Consider the following 17,285-nt stretch of genomic DNA (forward strand, 5'->3'; position numbering starts at 1 on the left):
AAGAAAACTCAATAACAATAATTAGGGTCAGTGTAAAATTAAGTACGAATAATTTTGAAAATAGATTTAAATAGGGACAGAGTAACTAAAGGTTGCCTGTTACAGCAGTATCTGTTTTTCTAGCGTGCTATCCGCCTTGATCAATCCAGCTTGACGCGCGATACCTCGGCTTTTTTCCGTGGCCGCCCTCTTCTGGCTGGCGCCACGCGGCGATTCACTTGCTGTGCCAGCGACTGCTGAAACGCTGTGTCGCCCAGTACCCAGCCTTTTAATAGCGATGCATTCAGCAATGCAACCTGTTTCGGCGGCAAGGCCTGTTCCAGCAATGCCTTATATTCCGCCTCGCGCTCAAAAGGCGTATTGCCCAGCGACCAATACAGCGGGTGATCGGTCACCAGCGGATCAACTCTGGCTCCGACATGGTGCGCATAACTCGACCACGGATATTGCGCCGCCGTCGCCACCAGGCCGGAGCGCACCGGATTGGTTTCGAGATAGCGATAACAGGTCAGCAGGTAGCGCGGCGCTTCGATCACCGAAGTCTTGAAACGGCCCTGCCACAGCGTTCCGACATGTCCATGTTTGCGGTTGAAATACGGCACGTAATGGCGTCCCACCCATTGCATCATGCGGCCCAAACCGGCTTCATCAGTGGGCGTGGCTAACAGATGAATATGATTTTCCATCAATACGTAGGCGTGAATGGCGACCTTGAACTGGCGCGCAGCATCGTGCAGCCAGTCCAGAAAAGCCAGAAAATCACTGCTGTCGCAAAAAATCGGCTGCCGGTTATGGCCTTGCTGAAGAATGTGGTGCGGCTGCTGGGGAATTACGAGTCGGGGAAGTCGGGCCATGTTTATTTTTGTGCGGAAGTGGGCGAAAGTGTATGAAGCATCTTATTTTAATAAAAGCATGCAAGGCTTGGCAGCTTCAATTACATCCGCGCATTTTTGTTTTCACAGTGCAATATTGGAACAGTAATTCTTGCTGTGTTCCAAAAACAAGCACTGTGTCCCAAAAATAACCACTTTCAGCAAAGCCCTGTGCGGCATTGCGTTCCGATCAGCGCTTACACCCCAACTGATGCGCCATTCCCGGGTTTTTCGCACAAAAAGTCAGGCTGGCATGGCAATTGCGGCAAAAGGCATATGCACCGGGCACTGGTGGCAAAGATTCATTATCAGAACCATCACAATCCCGCCTGGCTTGCGCGTTTTGCAAAAGCCTTACCTATCAGGAGTACTTGCTATGACTACATCCACTTTCTTTATGCCTTCCGTTAACATGATTGGCGCAGGCTGCCTGAAAGACGCCGCCGGCACCATCAAATCGTATGGTTACCGGCAAGCGCTGATCGTGACCGATACCGTATTGCATAAAATTGGCGTGGTCGCGCAGGTGCAGGCTTTGCTGGCGGAAGCAGGCGTGAAAAGCGTGGTCTACGATGGCACCAAGCCGAACCCCACCACCATCAACGTGGCCGAAGGTCTGGTGATTCTGAAAGAATTCCGGTGTGACTGCATCATCTCGCTGGGCGGCGGCTCGCCACACGACTGCGCCAAGGGCATCGCTCTGGTGGCAGCCAACGGCGGTGAAATCAAGGATTACGAAGGCGTCGATCGCTCCCCTAAACCACAACTACCTTTGATTTCCATTAATACCACCGCAGGGACCGCTGCGGAAATGACCCGTTTCTGCATCATTACCGATGTAGAACGTCATATCAAAATGGCTATCGTCGATAAGCACGTTACCCCGATCCTGTCGGTCAACGATCCGGAGCTGATGGCGGGCATGCCAAAAGGTCTGACTGCAGCAACCGGAATGGATGCGCTGACGCACGCGGTGGAAGCGTATGTCTCCAGCGCCGCCACCCCGGTGACCGATGCCTGCGCGCTAAAAGCAGTCACCATCATCAGCCAGTCTTTGCGGCATGCGGTGGCCAACGGCGACGACATGGCAGCGCGTACCGCGATGGCTTACGCGCAGTTTTTGGCCGGGATGGCGTTCAACAATGCTTCGCTGGGTTACGTTCACGCGATGGCGCATCAGTTGGGCGGCATGTATGACTTGCCACACGGCGTCTGTAATGCAGTGCTGCTGCCGCACGTTCAGAGCTTCAATGCGACGGTTTGTGCGGGCCGCTTGAAAGATGTCGCCGCTGCCATGGGCGTTGAGGTGAAAGACATGAACGATCAGCAAGGCGCGCAAGCCTGTATCGCCGCCATCCGCACACTGTCAAAGGATGTGAAGATTCCATCGGGCCTGACCGATCTGAACGTGAAGGAAGAAGATCTGGCAACGCTGTCCACCAACGCGCTGAAAGATGCCTGCGGATTCACCAACCCGATCCAGGCCAGCCACGAGCAGATCGTCGCCATCTTTAAAGCGGCGATGTAATCCTGTTCAACCAAGACCGCCGTGCCAGCGGCGGTTTCGATGAAATGCTGGCTAAACATGATACAAATACACCGGCAATGCAGGCCTGCATTGCCGGTGTATTTTTTTTAAAGACAAGCCTACTTCATGAACACTTACGTAATCGGCGACCTGCAAGGTTGCCAGCGCCCGCTGCTGGAATTGATGGCGCGCATTGATGCGACGTCACCCGCTTCGCGCATTTTATTTGCCGGCGATCTGGTCAACCGCGGGCCTGACTCGCTCGCCACTTTACGCACGGTAATCGGCCTCGGCGATCGTGCCAGGACAGTATTGGGCAATCACGACTTGCACTTGCTGGCCGCGTCACAAGGCATCCGCCCGGTGCATCGCTCCGATACGCTGGATGACATCCTGCAAGCGCCGGACTGCGATGCGCTGCTCGACTGGGTGCGCCAGCAGCCGCTGGCGATCATGCAGGACGGCCATTTGCTGGTCCATGCGGGCGTGGCGCCGCAATGGAGCGCCGCCCGAACGCTGGCGCTGGCGCAGGAAGTGGAAACCGCGCTGCGCGGGCCGCACTGGATCGAATTGTTGCGCGCGATGTACGGTAATAAACCCAACCGCTGGGACGATGCGCTGACCGGCACCGACCGTTTGCGCTGCATCGTCAATATTCTGACCAGAATCCGCTTTTGCGCCGCCGACGGCACGATGGACTTCGCCACCAAGGAAGGCGCTGCCAACGCGCTGCCCGGCATGATGCCGTGGTTTGAGGTGCCGAGCCGCCGCAGCGAGGATGTGACGATGGTATTTGGTCATTGGTCCACATTAGGACTGGTACAACGGCCGAACCTGATATCGCTCGATACCGGTTGTGTCTGGGGTGGAAAGTTGACGGCGGTCTGTCTGGAAGACCGCAGCGTGATTCAGGTCGATTGTCCGCAATGCCAAACGCCGGGATGATGCAGGCATTTCAATGACCCATCGTTACGACGGCGGGTGTCCCAGCGCTTGCGCTACCGATGACCGGGTTGCTTGCGCGATGTCGCGCCGGTGCGCGCCGGTGGTTTCAATCATCGGCAGCCGCACCAGTTCCGCCTTGATCTGCCGCGCCTTCAAGATGATGGAGATGCTTTGCGCAAAGCTCATGTCGCCGATGAAAGCGACTGCCGGATGCGGCGCGCCGCTGGCATCCAGATAGCGCAGCGCGTACGGCTGCACCGGCACTGCCGCTTCAATCGCCGCTTCGAACAGGTTGGCATGGAACGGCAACAACAGGCCCTGCTCGGTGGTGGTGCCTTCGGGAAAGAATGCGACGCGCTCGCCGGCATGGACGGCGGCCACCAGCCCGGCATAAATCCGCTTGACTTCGCGCCGATTGCCGCGCGCCAGGAATACCGTGCCAGCCTTGCTGCTAAGCCAGCCGATAAGCGGCCAGTCGCGCACATCGGATTTGGCGACGAAGCGGCACGGCTGATAGGTATTGATGACGAAAATATCCAGCCAGGAAATATGGTTGGAGACAATCATCGCATTCTGCATCTGCTGGGATTGTTGCGCATCGACCCGATGCTGCACTTCCAGTTGCACGCCGCAAATCGCCAGTAGTTGGCCCGACCAGCGCTGGACGCGGCGCTCGCGCCCAGCGGCATCGGTGCGCGGGAAAATCACCGCACAGGTCCACAAACCCACTACCAGGTGTACGCAAATCTGCAAATATTGGTATGCGATCATCTTCGGCCAGACCTTGTGCTAATCAATATACTTTGTGCTGTATTTTTGTATCACGCAATTTCTATATGCGTAAATAGTGGTGTTTTTAGGCATACTCACACTATTTTAGGGTAAATATCAATTGCCACGAAACGTTCCGTAGGTGCGAATTTATTCGCACGAGTTCGCGCAGAATAGTTAAAAGTGCGAATAAATTCGCACCTACGGCGCTACTGTCTCAATGTAAAAAGGCGTGGTTTTGAACAAGATATCTACAGAACCACGTTACTGCAATCCTGATTACCGCATAAACGCAACGTGGCCGGCGACAATCGTAGCTTTGACTTGTCCCAGCATTTCATACCCCAAGAATGGCGTGTGCTTGCCTTGGCTGGCAAGAGCGCTGGCTTCGACTGTCCAGCGTGCATTGGGATCGAACAGGCAGATATCGGCGACGCTGCCGAGGCGCAACTGGCCGCAGGCCAAGGCGCCGATCCGGGCGGCATCGGTGGTGATTTTCGCAATCGCCCGACTCATCGGTTGCGCTGCCGGCGCGATGCATTCTTCGGCCCATTTCAGCGCCAGCGACAGCAGCAGTTCCAGTCCGGTAGCGCCCGGCGTGGCTTCGCCGAAAGGCAGCAGTTTTTCTTCATCGTCGACTGGCGTGTGATCGGAACAGATCGCATCAATGGTGCCGTCCAGCAAGCATTGGCGAATCGCATCGCGGTCGCGCTGGGAGCGCAACGGCGGGAGCATGCGGGCGTTGGAATCGAAAAAACCGATATCCATTTCGGTCAGATGAATGTGGTGCGCGCCGACGTCGCAGGTGACCGGCAGCCCTTCCTGCTTGGCCGCGCGCACCAGTTCCAGCCCGGCGGCGGACGACATGCGGCACAAATGTACGCGTGCGCCAGTCACCCGCATCAGTTCGAAAATAGTGTGCAGGGCGACGGTTTCGGCGATTACCGGAATCCCGGACAAGCCGAGCCGGGCGGCAATCGGGCCGCTATGCGCGATGCCGTCGTGGCCCAGGTGCGCATCCTGCGGGCGCAACCAGATGCTGTAGCCGAAGGTTTTTGCATATTGCATCGCCCGCAGCAACACGTTGGTGTCCAGAATCGGTTGGTCCGCTTGCGAAAAACCGATGCAGCCGGCTTCGGTCAACTCAGCCATTTCGGTCAACGCCTGTCCTTTCAGGCCGACGGTGAGCGCGCCCAGCGGATAGACGTGGGCCTGATTCAGCGATTTGGCGCGGTGCTTGAGCATTTCGACCAGACCCGGCTCGTCGAGCACCGGATCGGTATCCGGCGGGCAAATCAGACTGGTGACACCGCCCTGCATCGCCGCCTGCATTTCGGATTCCAGCGTGGCCCTGTATTCGTAACCGGGTTCGCGCAGGCGGGCGCTGAGGTCGACCAGACCGGGCGCGATGATCAGGCCGCTGGCATCGATGACTCTGGCCGTGCCGAAGTCCGTCGGCGCGCCACCGGGTTCATAGATGCCGGCAATTTTGCCGGAAGCGATGCAAATATCTTTTTTGGCGTCAATCCCATTAGCCGGATCGATCAGATGGCCGTTTTTGATGTGGAGTTTCATTGGTTAATTACCTTGGTCACTCCTCCACCTGTAAAGGGGGAGGAATTAAAAACAAATAGCAGCGATCTAGTTCCCCGCCAAAATCCCCATCACCGCCATCCGCACCGCAATCCCGAAGGTGACTTGCGGCAGGATCACTGCTTGCGCGCCGTCGGCCACCACCGAGTCGATCTCGACGCCGCGGTTCATCGGTCCCGGGTGCATCACGATGGCGTCCGGTTTGGCCAGCGCCAGCCGTTCCGGCGTCAGGCCGTAGCTTTTGAAATATTCTTGCGCGGAAGGCAGCAAAGCGCCGGTCATGCGTTCGTTTTGCAGTCGCAGCATGATGATCACGTCAACCCCTTTCAAGCCGGCGTTGATGTCGGTGAAGACGCGCACGCCCATGTGTTCCAGACCGCCCGGCAGCAATGTCAGCGGTGCGATGGCGCGGATTTCCGGTACGCCCAGCGTGGTCAGCGCGTGGATGTCGGAGCGCGCCACGCGGCTGTGCAGGATGTCGCCGACGATTGCCACCGTGAGCTGGCTGAAATCTTTTTTGTAGTGCCGGATGGTGTACATATCCAGCAAACCCTGGGTCGGATGCGCATGGCGGCCGTCGCCGGCATTGACCACGTGCACATGATGATGCTCGATCCGGCGCAGGTGGTCGGCGATCAGGTGCGGCGCGCCGGACTGGCTGTGGCGCACCACGAACATATCGGCATGCATCGCCGCCAGGTTGTCGATGGTGTCGAGCAGCGATTCGCCCTTGCTGGCGCTGGAAGCCGAGATATTCAGGTTGATCACATCGGCCGACAAACGTTTAGCCGCGATCTCAAAAGTGGTGCGGGTGCGGGTCGAGTTCTCGAAGAACAGGTTGAACACGCTTTTGCCGCGCAGCAGCGGCACTTTCTTGACCTCGCGGTCGGACACGCTGACAAACGAGGATGCGGTATCGAGAATGTGGTTGAGGATGGGTTGGGGCAAGCCTTCGATGGTGAGCAAATGTTGCAGCTCGCCATTTTTATTCAGTTGCGGATTATGCATGGGAGGTGGTTAGCGAGAGCGTGAGTTGGCCATCTTCGGCGCGTTGTAGCAGCAGGGTTTGATCGGCAGTCAGTTGAACGGTATCAGCGACAAAATCGGCGGCAATCGGCAGTTGGCGTCCGCCGCGGTCGACCAGTGCCGCCAGCATGATTCTTGCCGGGCGGCCGTAGTCGAACAATTCATTGATCGCGGCGCGCGTGGTGCGTCCGGTGTACAGCACGTCATCGACCAGCAGGATGACGGCGTCATCGACCGGGAACCCAATCTGGGTCGGCTTGACCTCGAAATGCAAGCCTTTTTCCGCGTAATCATCGCGATAAAAAGAGACATCGATAAAGCCGAGCCGGTCGCTCAACTGCAAGTCGGCCGCCAGCCGTTCGGCCAGCCAGGCGCCGCCGGAATGAATGCCGACCAGAGCGAGATTGTCGATACCCGCCAAGGCAGTTTTAATGCGTGCGGCCAGCGCCAGATACAGGGCTTCCGCGTCGAGATCAGGATTGGGCATGTTCATGTGCGTGGTCAAGGTCATCAAAGTATTGTTGCAAAATGATTGCGGCGGCGCGGGCGTCGATCACCTCGCCGCGTTTGGCTGCCAGCACTGCGGAAGAATAGCGTTCGTCCACCAGCGTAGTTTCCAGCGCGAAGCGGCCGTGCAATTGATTGGCAAAACGGCGGCAGCGCACCGTCATTTCGTGCTCGGCACCGTCCGGATAGAACGGCAAGCCAACCACGCAGCGCGCCGGCTGCCACTCTGCCACGACGGCGGCGATGGCGGCAAATTTAGCCACGTTGGTAGCCGCTGCAATGACGGTCAGCGGTTGCGCCTGCCGCAGCATGCTATTGCCGACCGCGACGCCGATGCGCTTGAGGCCGAAATCGAACGCCAGCACGGTTTCCACTAGGCGATGCCGCGACCGGAACTCTTATGCATGGCCGGCTTCGGACGTGAGCATCATCGGATCGATGCCGAGCAATTTGATGGCGGCGGCATATCGTGCATCGAACGGCACATCGAACAGCACCGCAGGGTCGGCCAGCACAGTGAGCCACGCGTTGCGGGCAATTTCATCTTCGAGCTGACCGGGGCTCCAGCCCGAATAACCGACGCTGATCAAAAACTGGCTCGGGCCATGCCCGGTGGCGATCGCTTCGAGCACGTCGCGCGAAGTCGTGAAGGCGATCTGATCGGTCACTTTCAGGGTGGATGAATAGTTCGCCGCCGGCGTATGCAGCACAAAGCCGCGATCTTCCTGAACCTGGCCGCCGAACATCACCGGCTGGTCGGCGATAGCCAAATATTCAGGCGCTTTCTCGCCAGCCAGTTCGACCCGGTCGAGCAAATCGTCGATGCACATATCGGTCGGTTTGTTGATCACTATGCCAAGCGCACCCTGACTATTGTGCTCGCACAAATACACTACGGTGCCGCTGAAAACCGGGTCGGGCATGGAGGGCATTGCGATCAGAAAATGATTCGCTAAATCAAGCGCATTGAGTGTCATGACGCCGGCATGACCGGGCACATCGGAACTGACCTGGGACGCGCCAGGCAATGCTTGCATTTTTGGATTTTTACTGAGTTTGGGCATGGCCGTATTCTAGCAGTTTTGCTGCCCCGTACCGCAGGCTGGCGTACATGGCTGCGCTGACTTGTTGTGACATACCGCAAGCCTTGACCGGTTTTGGTTTGCGTCATGATCGGTGATATTTAAGCCATTTTGACAGACTGAAGGCTGTCATACTCAATTTTTACCCACTTTGCCGCCCATCCATGCCCACCTTCGACACCGCACTGGTCTGGTTCCGCCGCGATTTACGCGATTTTGACCATGCCGCGCTGTATCACGCATTAAAGCAAAGCCGGCGCGTGTTTTGCGCCTTCATCTTCGACCAGACCATCCTGCAGCCTTTACTGGAGTCCGGCCTGAAAGCCGACCGTCGGGTGGAATTCATCCATGCCAGCCTGCTCGAACTCGATACCGCCTTGCGGGTCATGGGCGGCGGCCTGATCGTGCGCCACGCCGAGGCGGCCGCTGAAATCCCCCGGCTAGCCGCCGAACTCGGGGCCGAAGCGGTGTTCATCAACCATGATTTCGAACCGCAGGCAATCGCACGCGACGCCGCAGTCGCCATTGCACTGCAAGCAGACGGCCGGCAATTGCTGGACTTCAAGGATCACGTCATTTTTGAGAAGGACGAAGTACTGACCTTGTCCGAACGGCCGTTTTCCGTCTTCACGCCCTACAAGAACGCCTGGCTCAAGAAGTTGCATGCCCGCAGCGACGACTTTTACCTGAAACCGTACCCAGTCGATGCTTACCGCGCACAGTTGGCAGCGGCAGCCGAGTGCGTGATGCCGTCGCTGGTGGAAATGGGTTTTGCGCACAGCAATCTGCGCGAGCTGAACATCCCGACCGGCATGTCAGGCGCACAAAAACTGCTGCAGGATTTCCTGCCGCGCATGGGGAAATATGGCGCCACCCGTAACTTTCCTGCAATCAAGGGGCCGTCTTATTTGTCGATTCACTTGCGTTTCGGCACGATTTCGATCCGCACGCTGGCGCGCCATGCGATGGAGGCGATACGATCCGATGCGGGCAGCACTGGTGCTGCAACCTGGCTGTCGGAACTGATCTGGCGCGATTTTTACTGCATGATTTTGGATCACCATCCGCACGTGGTGGAACGCGCGTTCAAGCCGGAATATGACGCGATCCGCTGGGAATCCGGCGACGCCGCGCAACAATCCTTCCAAGCTTGGTGCGATGGTCGCACCGGCTATCCGCTGGTGGATGCGGCGATGACGCAACTGAACCGGACCGGATACATGCATAACCGGCTGCGCATGGTCACCGCCTGCTTTTTGATTAAAGACCTCGGTATTGACTGGCGCTGGGGCGAACGCTATTTCGCGCAACACCTGAACGATTTCGACCTGGCCGCCAACAATGGCGGCTGGCAATGGGCGGCATCGACCGGTTGCGACGCCCAACCCTATTTCCGCATCTTCAATCCCGTCACGCAGTCCGAAAAATTCGATCCCGAAGGGGCATTCATTCGCCGCTATCTGCCGCAACTGACCAAGCTGCACAACAAGCACATCCACGCGCCGTGGCTGCTGGACACGATGGAACTGGCGCTGGCCGGCATCACGCTGGGCGACAACTATCCAAGCCCCATCGTGCAACATGACGCCGCCAGAAAACGCACGCTGGAGCGTTATGCAGTGGTCAAGAAAGCAGCTTGAATGCAATTTATCCAATTAAATATACTCAGATAATGTATTTTTTAATACCGCAATTAATACATGCGTGAAAATGCATGTTTATTGGCATACTCCTTATATTTTCAAAATTAGGTATCTATTCAGCCTGTAATTCGATTGATATCCAAGTGACTGCTTTATGTCATTGGCGGTTGTATTGACACTGTTTTTGATGTTAGGCCGCTGAGGCCCTGTGTCCCTGTGTCCCTGTAGGGAGGGAACATTGCCTTTCAAGGCAATGTCGTTACGCAGGCGGATTGCATGCAATCCGAAGCCCCTGCTGCACCGCAGCCGTTTGTGTGCTGCAGAAAATGGATCAGAAATGAAGGCTGTCTGAGGTGTAGCAGGGGTTTCGTGGGGCACTGCCCCGCGCCTGCGTTTCGGGCAATTGAAGGTAACGTCGCCCGTAGGCGAATGCGCCCGATTCGATGACGCCACGGCGCGCAAGTTTCAACATGCCAACGGGGATCGCTGGCGTTTGTGGTTCGGATGCCAGGCCAACGTACAGGCTGCGCTCAAAAGTCACGTTCATCCTCTGCGATCATGCCGGCGCCAGTCTTGCCTGCACGGTGCCGCACGCGGCGACCGGCGGCAAGTTCGGCTGGCGTGGGCGCCACAAAATTCAGCGTGTCAATCTGGCCGAATAGCCACAAGGCATTGGCAAGAATACCAATGCTGGTGCCCGGCTTGCCAGCTTCGAGGGCACGATACGTGGTCGGCGAGCAAAACAGACGCGCCGCCATATCCACCACCGTCCAGCCCTGCTGCACCCGATGTGCACGCAGGCGTTGCCCCAGCCGGACCAGCGGTTGCAGTGTTTCAGGCGGCGCGCTGATGAGTGCATTGGAATGGCGTGACATCAATATCCTATCGACTAAGTAACTTAAAAGTTATTTTATTGATTTTTTAGTGATGCGCAAGAATTTTTTATATGCAAGAATTTTCAACAGCGCCGGCCTGCGTACCTGCAACCGCCTCAATCGCGCACGGTGCCCGATTCGGTTACAGTAACAATCCATCCCAATCAAAGAAAGCAGCATCATGCGCATACTTCACACCATGCTCCGCGTCGGCGATCTGCAACGCTCTATCGATTTTTATACCAAGGTACTCGGCATGCACTTGCTGCGCACCAGCGACAACCCGGAATACAAATACACGCTGGCCTTCGTCGGTTACGGCAGCAATCCGGACCACGCCGAACTGGAACTGACCTATAACTACGGCGTGGAAAAATACGAGATGGGAAGCGCCTACGGCCATATCGCAATCGCGGTCGAGGATGCTCAAAAAGCCTGTGCGGCAACCAAAACCGCCGGCGGCAACGTCACCCGCGAAGCCGGCCCGGTAAAAGGCGGCAGCACGGTAATCGCCTTCGTGGAAGATCCGGACGGCTACAAAATCGAACTGATTGAGCGCAAGGCCGATGCCGGCGGAAGCGGATTACGATAATTAAGAATACTGAGCGTGATGCTGAAAGCGCAGCACAAGTCCGATTATATTTTATAAAAATGCTTGAGTATGCCAATTAACATGGCAATTACCGCATATAAAACCTGCGGTTGATAAAAATACTCATTATGTTGGTGTTGAATGCAGCGAAGCCCCACAATCTGCCGCCTGCAAGTTGGGCTTCGCGTTGCTCAGCGCCAACCTACCCTTTCAATATGTTCAGTAAGCATTGATCAGCTACAGGCGATTGGCCAGCGCCACATATTGTTCCAGCGGCACGGTCTCTGGCCGGGTTTGCGGATCGACGCCGGCGGCGATCAGGTCGGCTTCGGTGAACATGCCGGCCAGGCAATTGCGGATCACTTTGCGGCGCTGGGAGAATGCTTTCTTCACCACTTCGCTCAACTTGTCGGCGTCGCACGGCAAGGGCTGTTCGATCGGGATCATGCGCACGATGGCGGATTCGACGCGCGGCGGCGGGTTGAAGGCGGTCGGCGGCACGATGAATAGCAACTCCATCCGGTAACGCCATTGCAGCATGACCGACAGCCGGCCGTAAGTCTTGCTGCCGGGCGCGGCGACCATGCGCTCGACCACTTCCTTTTGCAGCATGAAATGCTGATCCTCGACTTGCTGCGCGAATTCCGCGAAATGAAATAGCAGCGGGGTGGAGATGTTGTACGGCAGGTTGCCGACGATACGCAACTTCTTGCCGGGAGCGACCGGAATCTGTGCGAAATCGAATTTCAGCGCATCGCCGGCATGCACGATCAGCTTGGCCGGGTCGAAACTCGTCTGCAGCCGCGCCACCAGATCGCGGTCGAGTTCGACCACGTGCATCTGCTGCAGCGGCGCCAGCAACAGGCGCGTCATCGCGCCCAGGCCGGGGCCGACTTCGATCATGGCATCGTCCGGTTGCGGATCAATTACTTCGACGATGTGCGACAGCACGAATTTATCGGTCAGGAAATTCTGGCCGAAGCGCTTACGGGGGATATGTTTCATTAAGGAAATCTACTGTTGTTTATTCTTGTTATGCGCCGGCCGCCACCTGGGCTGCCATTTGGGCCGCCGCCTGGATGGCTTTGACCATGCTGCTGCAATCGGCATGGCCGACGCCTTTGGCCGCCAGATCGAGCGCGGTGCCGTGATCGACCGAAGTGCGGATCAGCGGCAGGCCGAGCGTAATGTTGACGCCCTGGCCGAAGCTGGCGAACTTCAGCACCGGCAAACCCTGGTCGTGGTACATCGTCAGCACGCAATCGGCGTCCTGCAGATACTTGGGCTGGAACACGGTGTCGGCCGGATACGGGCCGCTGACCTGCATCCCTTTGGCTTGCGCGGCCTGGATTGCCGGCGCGATGACGTCGATTTCTTCGCGGCCCAGATAGCCGCTTTCGCCGGCATGCGGGTTCAGACCGGTGACCAGTATCCGTGGCCGGATTAAACCGAACTTGCGTTGCAAGTCACTGTGAATGATTTCCAGCGTGCGGCTCAGACTGTCAAATGTAATGGCGTCCGGCACCTCTTTCAGCGCCAGATGAGTGGTTGCCAGCGCTACCCGCAAATGCGGCGCGGTGCCACCGGCCAGCATCATCACCACTTGCGCGGTGTGGGTCTGCTGGGCCAGGTATTCGGTATGGCCGGTGAATGGGATGCCGGCGTCGTTGATGGTGCTTTTTTGCAACGGTGCGGTGACGATGGCGTCGAACCAGCCGCTTTGCGCACCTTCGATGGCGATATCCAGCGTCTGCAGCAGCGCACGGCCGTTTTTCGGGTCAAGTTGGCCCGGAACCACATGCGCTTCCAGCGGGCAGTCGATGACTATCAGCCGATCCGGCGGAAAATCCGGCAAGCCGCCATTACGCAGCGCGCGCAAGGAAAGCGCGACCAGGCTGATGGCAGGATCGAGTGCGTCTGCGATCATGGCCAGATATGCCGCATCACCGATCAATACCGCCCGGACCTCGGCGCGCAAGGCCCACGCTGCCTTGATCGATATTTCAGGGCCGATGCCGGCCGGTTCGCCGGTGGTGATTGCCAGCGTGGGGCGGCTTGCAGGTTGTTGCGCGGATGCAAGTGCGGGCATCACATCCTCACTTCTCGTCAGTGCGGAATTCGACATAGGCGCGGTCGCGTATCTGGCGCTGCCAGTCTTGCGTCGCTTCTTCGATCTTGATCTCGCGAATGGCCATGCGTGCGGCGTTGCGCTGGCGCTCCTGCGACACGGCATCGGTCTTGCGCTCAAGCACCTGGATCAGGTGATAACCGAATGGCGACTCGATCGGTTCGCTGACCTGCCCCGGCTGCAGCGCATCCATCGCGCGCTCGAATTCCGGCACCGTATCGCCGGGATAGAGCCAACCCAGATCGCCGCCCTGGGACGCCGACAAATCGTTGGAATAGAGTTTGGCCAGGTCTTCAAACGTAGCGGCCTTGTTGTCCAGACGCTGCTTCAGCTCGGTCAGCGTACGGCGCGCTTCATTGGCCGGCACCGCCTGATTGACCTTGATCAGGATATGCCGTGCACGCGTTTGCTGCACTGCCGGGGTGTTGGCATCGGGCTTGACGGCGGCGCGCTTGCCGACCAATTTCAGGATATGAAAACCGTTCGCGCTCCTGAGCACCGCGGATACCTGGCCGGGACTCAGGCTGGCGACCGCATCGATGAATAGTTTGGGCAAGCGATCCTGGCCGCGCCAGCCCAGGTCGCCACCGGTGAGCGCCTCGCTGGCGTCGGAAAAGCTGGCCGACACCTTGGCAAAGTCACCGCCCGATTTGAGTTGTTGCAGCGCCGACTGGGCGCGCTTCTCGCGCTCGGCGATTTGCTCTGGGGAAGCGTTTTCAGGGATGCGTACCAGGATCTGGGCCAGATTTAACTCTTGCTGGGCTTGTGCGGTATTTTTTTCAGCGCCGATATAGTTATCGATTTCCGATTCGGCCACCTGGATCTTGCTGTCAACTTCGCGCTCGCGCAGGCGCTGCGTGATGATTTGTTGCCGGATTTCTTCGCGGAACTGCGGAAAGGCAGTGCCTTCACGCTCCAGCTCGTCGCGAAATTTCTGCAGGGTCATTTTGTTTTGTTCGGCAATCCGACTGATGGCACGGTCCAGCATGATGTCGTCGACCTGGATGCCGGCCTCTTTGGCAAGCTGCATCTGGGCCCGTTCAAGCACCATTTGTTCCAGCAACTGCTGCTGAAATTCAGCGCGCGGCGGCAGGTTGATGCCTTTTTTAACGGCCCGGGCCTCGACTGTGCGCAGGCGCCGCTCCAGTTCCTGGTGGGTGATGACTTCATTATTGACGACCGCGATGATGGCGTCCACCAGTTGCGGCTGGCCGGCATTCTTCGTCACGGCCGCCGCAGTTACCTTAGCTGCGGGCACCTTAGCTGCGGGCGCGCTCTTGGCTTGCGCCCAGACGCCAGCAGGCGCGCCCAATGTCAGGCTCAGTAGCAGTATCGTCAGTAGTGGTACCGACTTGTTCGCATTACGATTACGCAAGGGTTTAAATTCGCTCATGGTGTTTTCGTGTTGATGGATTGCTGGACCTGGTTAATTTCTTACTACAGGATCGTTGACTGGCTGGTAGCCGGGAATGTTTTGGCGCAGCGCTTCTAGCGGATTGGAGCCTAACTTGGATAGTCCGTTCAATTCCAGCTGGAGAAAGATGGTCGAATTAGCGGTTGTGGTCGTGGTGGTAATGCGTTGCGCCACTACCCGGAAAATCCAGCAGTCTGCCTTGTATTCCATCCCGAACAAGCTATCGACGAGTTTGCGATCCGGCAACGAATAACTGACCCGGCCGACCGCATATATCCGGTCCGCCAGCGGCCACTGGCCAGAGAGTTTAACCTGCTTTAGCAATTCCACCGAACTGCTCTTGCGCACGTAGCGATACTCGGCGTTCAACACTTTTTTCGGTGCCGGTAGCCATTGGGCGCCCAAATAAGTGCTCGACAGGCTGTTCTGATTGACGCTGTATTGCACCCCGCTGTCAAGGCGCAACTCATTGGTCACGCGGCCGCTGGCGGCCAGCAGCAGGTCGGAGCGGCTTTCCTGAATGGCGCTACCAGAATTAAGCACCACACGCGGTGTGCGGATGTAATAACGCTGCCCCAGTGACAGGCGCAAACGCTCGGTTCCGTTCGGGTCCAGATAGCGTGACGTCAGCGCCGCGGTGAGTTGATTGGCGTCGCTGATGCGGTCCGAGCCCGAATAACGGTTCTCGCTGAAGAGCTGAGGGTAATTGAAGGTTGCCTCGGCGCTATCGAAATTCGGATACAGGCTTTGATCGCGGAAAGGCGTATACACGTAAAACAGGCGCGGCTCCAGCGTTTGCGTGGCTTCCCGCCCGAAAAATGTGGTATCGCGTTCGAACATCAAACCGCTATCGAGCGAAAAGGTCGGCAGCGTACGCGTTAGCGTCGACGGTGCCGCTGATGGCAAGCTGCCCGTCGGCGCGTCGAGTTTATAACTGGTGGCGTGCAGCGACAGTTTGGGCGTGATGAAATAGCCGGGCCGCACTATCGGATAACTGATTTGCGGATTGATCACCAGACGGTCGCCGTTCGGTCTGCCGCGCAACTCTTCGTCCGGCAGGTAAAAACGCGAAAATTCCGAATCGAAAGCCCAATCGAATCCCTGCACGTCTTGCCGTCCGGAATGAAAATTGAGTTGCGGCAAGCGGCCGAACGGCCGTTCGAGCGGCACCAGCGGGTCTTGCAGCAGCTGGTAACTGGTGATCCTGGCAGCCGCATTCCAGTACGCGCCGGAATAGCTTGTGTACACGTCGCGTGGCAACAGGCGCTGCGAACTGGCAGTGATGGTTTGCGCAAAATCGCTCGGATAATCATTATCCGAAGCCCGGTTCAGGTTCCACCCGAACGACAGACGGGGAGTCAGTGTCTGATTGTGAATCGAAGCCAGCGAGTAGCGGTTGGTCTTGGTTTGCTGATCGTCCGGCAACACTTCGATCCTGGTTTGGCCGGCATAGCTCTGCCCCAGATAGCGGCCTTCGGCGCCGAGTTGCAAGCCGCGCCGACTGATGATTTTGGGAAACAGCGTCAAATCGCGGTTGGGCGCGATATTGAAATAATACGGCAGTTCCAGTTCCAGCCCCCCTTTGGAGGTAACGCCTATGGTCGGTGGCAATACGCCCGATTTGCGTGCACCCGAGAGCGGAAACGACATCAAGGGCAGGCCCATGATCGGCACGCCCTTGAAATACACCACCGCTTTGGAGGCGGTGCCGACATCGCGCCCTGTGTCCAGGCGCAAGGTGTCGGCCTCCAGATACCAGTCGGGGTCGGGGCCTTCGCAGGTGCTGTAAGTGCCTTGGCGGACGACTGCGCGTTCGTGGTTTTCAAAATCGATGCGCTCTGCGTTGCCCTGCGCGTTATTCTTTTCTAGTCGATATGTGGGATTGGTTATATAGCCGGCGCCTGAACTCATGTTGAGTTTTAACTGTTCGCCCTGGTACAGGTCGCCGAAGCGCTTGATCCATACATTGCCCGACGCGGTGACTTCATCCTCGATTTGCAGGTACAGCGCGTGGTCGGCCTTGAGGTTGGTCTGACCGCGCTGGATCTCGACCTTGCTGTCAAGCTGCAACTCGCGGTCGGGCCGTCCGGTCATGGTTTCGGCGCTGATCTCGGACGGCTGGCTTTCTTCTATCGCCCGGCTGCGGGTCGGATTGGGCAAGCCCTGCGCGTACGCCAGCACGGGTAGATACGCCAGTGCAATAGCGGCTGCCAGCATGCTGAACCGATATTGCGGCTGTTGCGTTGCGGTATGCCGACTCATGAGCGAAAGGGGTGAATAACCATGGCAGGCGATTTTTTGAATTGAAT

Annotated in this window: 16 protein-coding genes; 4 read left to right on the top strand and 12 right to left on the bottom strand. The window is 57.7% G+C overall.

Features of this window, described 5'->3' with window-relative positions:
• Window positions 1-140 precede the first annotated feature (140 nt).
• Window positions 141-854, bottom strand: a complete 714-nt coding sequence (locus tag KGFNPO_RS14070) for a transposase (protein ID WP_472631859.1) — start codon at window positions 852-854, stop codon at window positions 141-143.
• 394 nt (window positions 855-1,248) lie between these two features.
• Here KGFNPO_RS14070 and yiaY point away from each other — a divergent pair, with 394 nt between their 5' ends.
• Both yiaY and KGFNPO_RS14080 read left to right on the top strand, forming a co-directional pair.
• On the top strand, window positions 1,249-2,400 hold the full coding sequence (gene yiaY, locus KGFNPO_RS14075; RefSeq protein WP_472631860.1) for an L-threonine dehydrogenase: 1,152 nt from the start codon (window positions 1,249-1,251) through the stop codon (window positions 2,398-2,400).
• 126 nt (window positions 2,401-2,526) lie between these two features.
• The gene (locus tag KGFNPO_RS14080; protein ID WP_472631861.1) at window positions 2,527-3,345 is read left to right on the top strand and encodes a symmetrical bis(5'-nucleosyl)-tetraphosphatase; all 819 of its coding nucleotides are present in this window, start codon (window positions 2,527-2,529) and stop codon (window positions 3,343-3,345) included.
• Window positions 3,346-3,369: 24 nt separating this feature from the next.
• Here KGFNPO_RS14080 and KGFNPO_RS14085 read toward each other — a convergent pair whose 3' ends face one another.
• The 6 genes from KGFNPO_RS14085 to KGFNPO_RS14110 form a co-directional block, all read right to left on the bottom strand.
• The gene (locus tag KGFNPO_RS14085; protein ID WP_472631862.1) at window positions 3,370-4,116 is read right to left on the bottom strand and encodes a lysophospholipid acyltransferase family protein; all 747 of its coding nucleotides are present in this window, start codon (window positions 4,114-4,116) and stop codon (window positions 3,370-3,372) included.
• 279 nt (window positions 4,117-4,395) lie between these two features.
• Entirely contained in the window at window positions 4,396-5,691 is a 1,296-nt protein-coding gene (locus KGFNPO_RS14090; protein WP_472631863.1) for a dihydroorotase, read from the bottom strand.
• Window positions 5,692-5,757: 66 nt separating this feature from the next.
• Window positions 5,758-6,717: an aspartate carbamoyltransferase catalytic subunit gene (locus KGFNPO_RS14095; RefSeq protein ID WP_472631864.1), complete on the bottom strand. Its 960-nt coding sequence runs from the start codon at window positions 6,715-6,717 to the stop codon at window positions 5,758-5,760.
• On the bottom strand, window positions 6,710-7,228 hold the full coding sequence (gene pyrR, locus KGFNPO_RS14100) for a bifunctional pyr operon transcriptional regulator/uracil phosphoribosyltransferase PyrR (RefSeq protein ID WP_472631865.1): 519 nt from the start codon (window positions 7,226-7,228) through the stop codon (window positions 6,710-6,712). The genes KGFNPO_RS14095 and pyrR overlap by 8 nt, the downstream gene beginning before the upstream one ends.
• On the bottom strand, window positions 7,209-7,616 hold the full coding sequence (gene ruvX / locus KGFNPO_RS14105) for a Holliday junction resolvase RuvX (protein ID WP_472631866.1): 408 nt from the start codon (window positions 7,614-7,616) through the stop codon (window positions 7,209-7,211). The genes pyrR and ruvX overlap by 20 nt, the downstream gene beginning before the upstream one ends.
• A 24-nt stretch (window positions 7,617-7,640) precedes the next feature.
• Window positions 7,641-8,306 carry a YqgE/AlgH family protein gene (locus KGFNPO_RS14110; protein WP_472631867.1) on the bottom strand — a complete coding sequence of 222 codons (666 nt, stop codon included), beginning with the start codon at window positions 8,304-8,306 and terminating at the stop codon, window positions 7,641-7,643.
• A 182-nt stretch (window positions 8,307-8,488) separates the two neighbouring features.
• Here KGFNPO_RS14110 and KGFNPO_RS14115 point away from each other — a divergent pair, with 182 nt between their 5' ends.
• Window positions 8,489-9,964, top strand: coding sequence for a cryptochrome/photolyase family protein (locus tag KGFNPO_RS14115; RefSeq protein WP_472631868.1), 1,476 nt, complete (start codon window positions 8,489-8,491; stop codon window positions 9,962-9,964).
• 533 nt (window positions 9,965-10,497) lie between these two features.
• Here the strand turns inward: KGFNPO_RS14115 and KGFNPO_RS14120 are convergent.
• On the bottom strand, window positions 10,498-10,842 hold the full coding sequence (locus tag KGFNPO_RS14120; protein WP_472631869.1) for a helix-turn-helix domain-containing protein: 345 nt from the start codon (window positions 10,840-10,842) through the stop codon (window positions 10,498-10,500).
• 181 nt (window positions 10,843-11,023) lie between these two features.
• Here KGFNPO_RS14120 and gloA point away from each other — a divergent pair, with 181 nt between their 5' ends.
• Window positions 11,024-11,434, top strand: a complete 411-nt coding sequence (gene gloA / locus KGFNPO_RS14125) for a lactoylglutathione lyase (RefSeq protein ID WP_472631870.1) — start codon at window positions 11,024-11,026, stop codon at window positions 11,432-11,434.
• A 237-nt stretch (window positions 11,435-11,671) separates the two neighbouring features.
• Here the strand turns inward: gloA and rsmA are convergent, their stop codons facing one another.
• Genes rsmA through KGFNPO_RS14145 form a run of 4 tightly spaced genes read right to left on the bottom strand, consistent with a single transcriptional unit; the run spans window position 11,672 to window position 17,238 of the window.
• Entirely contained in the window at window positions 11,672-12,439 is a 768-nt protein-coding gene (rsmA, locus tag KGFNPO_RS14130; protein WP_472631871.1) for a 16S rRNA (adenine(1518)-N(6)/adenine(1519)-N(6))-dimethyltransferase RsmA, read from the bottom strand.
• Window positions 12,440-12,467: 28 nt separating this feature from the next.
• Window positions 12,468-13,523: a 4-hydroxythreonine-4-phosphate dehydrogenase PdxA gene (pdxA, locus tag KGFNPO_RS14135; RefSeq protein ID WP_472631872.1), complete on the bottom strand. Its 1,056-nt coding sequence runs from the start codon at window positions 13,521-13,523 to the stop codon at window positions 12,468-12,470.
• Between the two features lie 7 nt (window positions 13,524-13,530).
• Window positions 13,531-14,955 (bottom strand): peptidylprolyl isomerase, encoded by a 1,425-nt coding sequence (locus tag KGFNPO_RS14140; protein WP_472631873.1) that lies wholly within the window; start codon window positions 14,953-14,955, stop codon window positions 13,531-13,533.
• A gap of 33 nt (window positions 14,956-14,988) precedes the next feature.
• The gene (locus tag KGFNPO_RS14145; RefSeq protein WP_472631874.1) at window positions 14,989-17,238 is read right to left on the bottom strand and encodes an LPS-assembly protein LptD; all 2,250 of its coding nucleotides are present in this window, start codon (window positions 17,236-17,238) and stop codon (window positions 14,989-14,991) included.
• Window positions 17,239-17,285: the final 47 nt, after the last annotated feature.

It is taken from the genome of Gelidimonas diazotrophica (genome assembly GCF_055694025.1).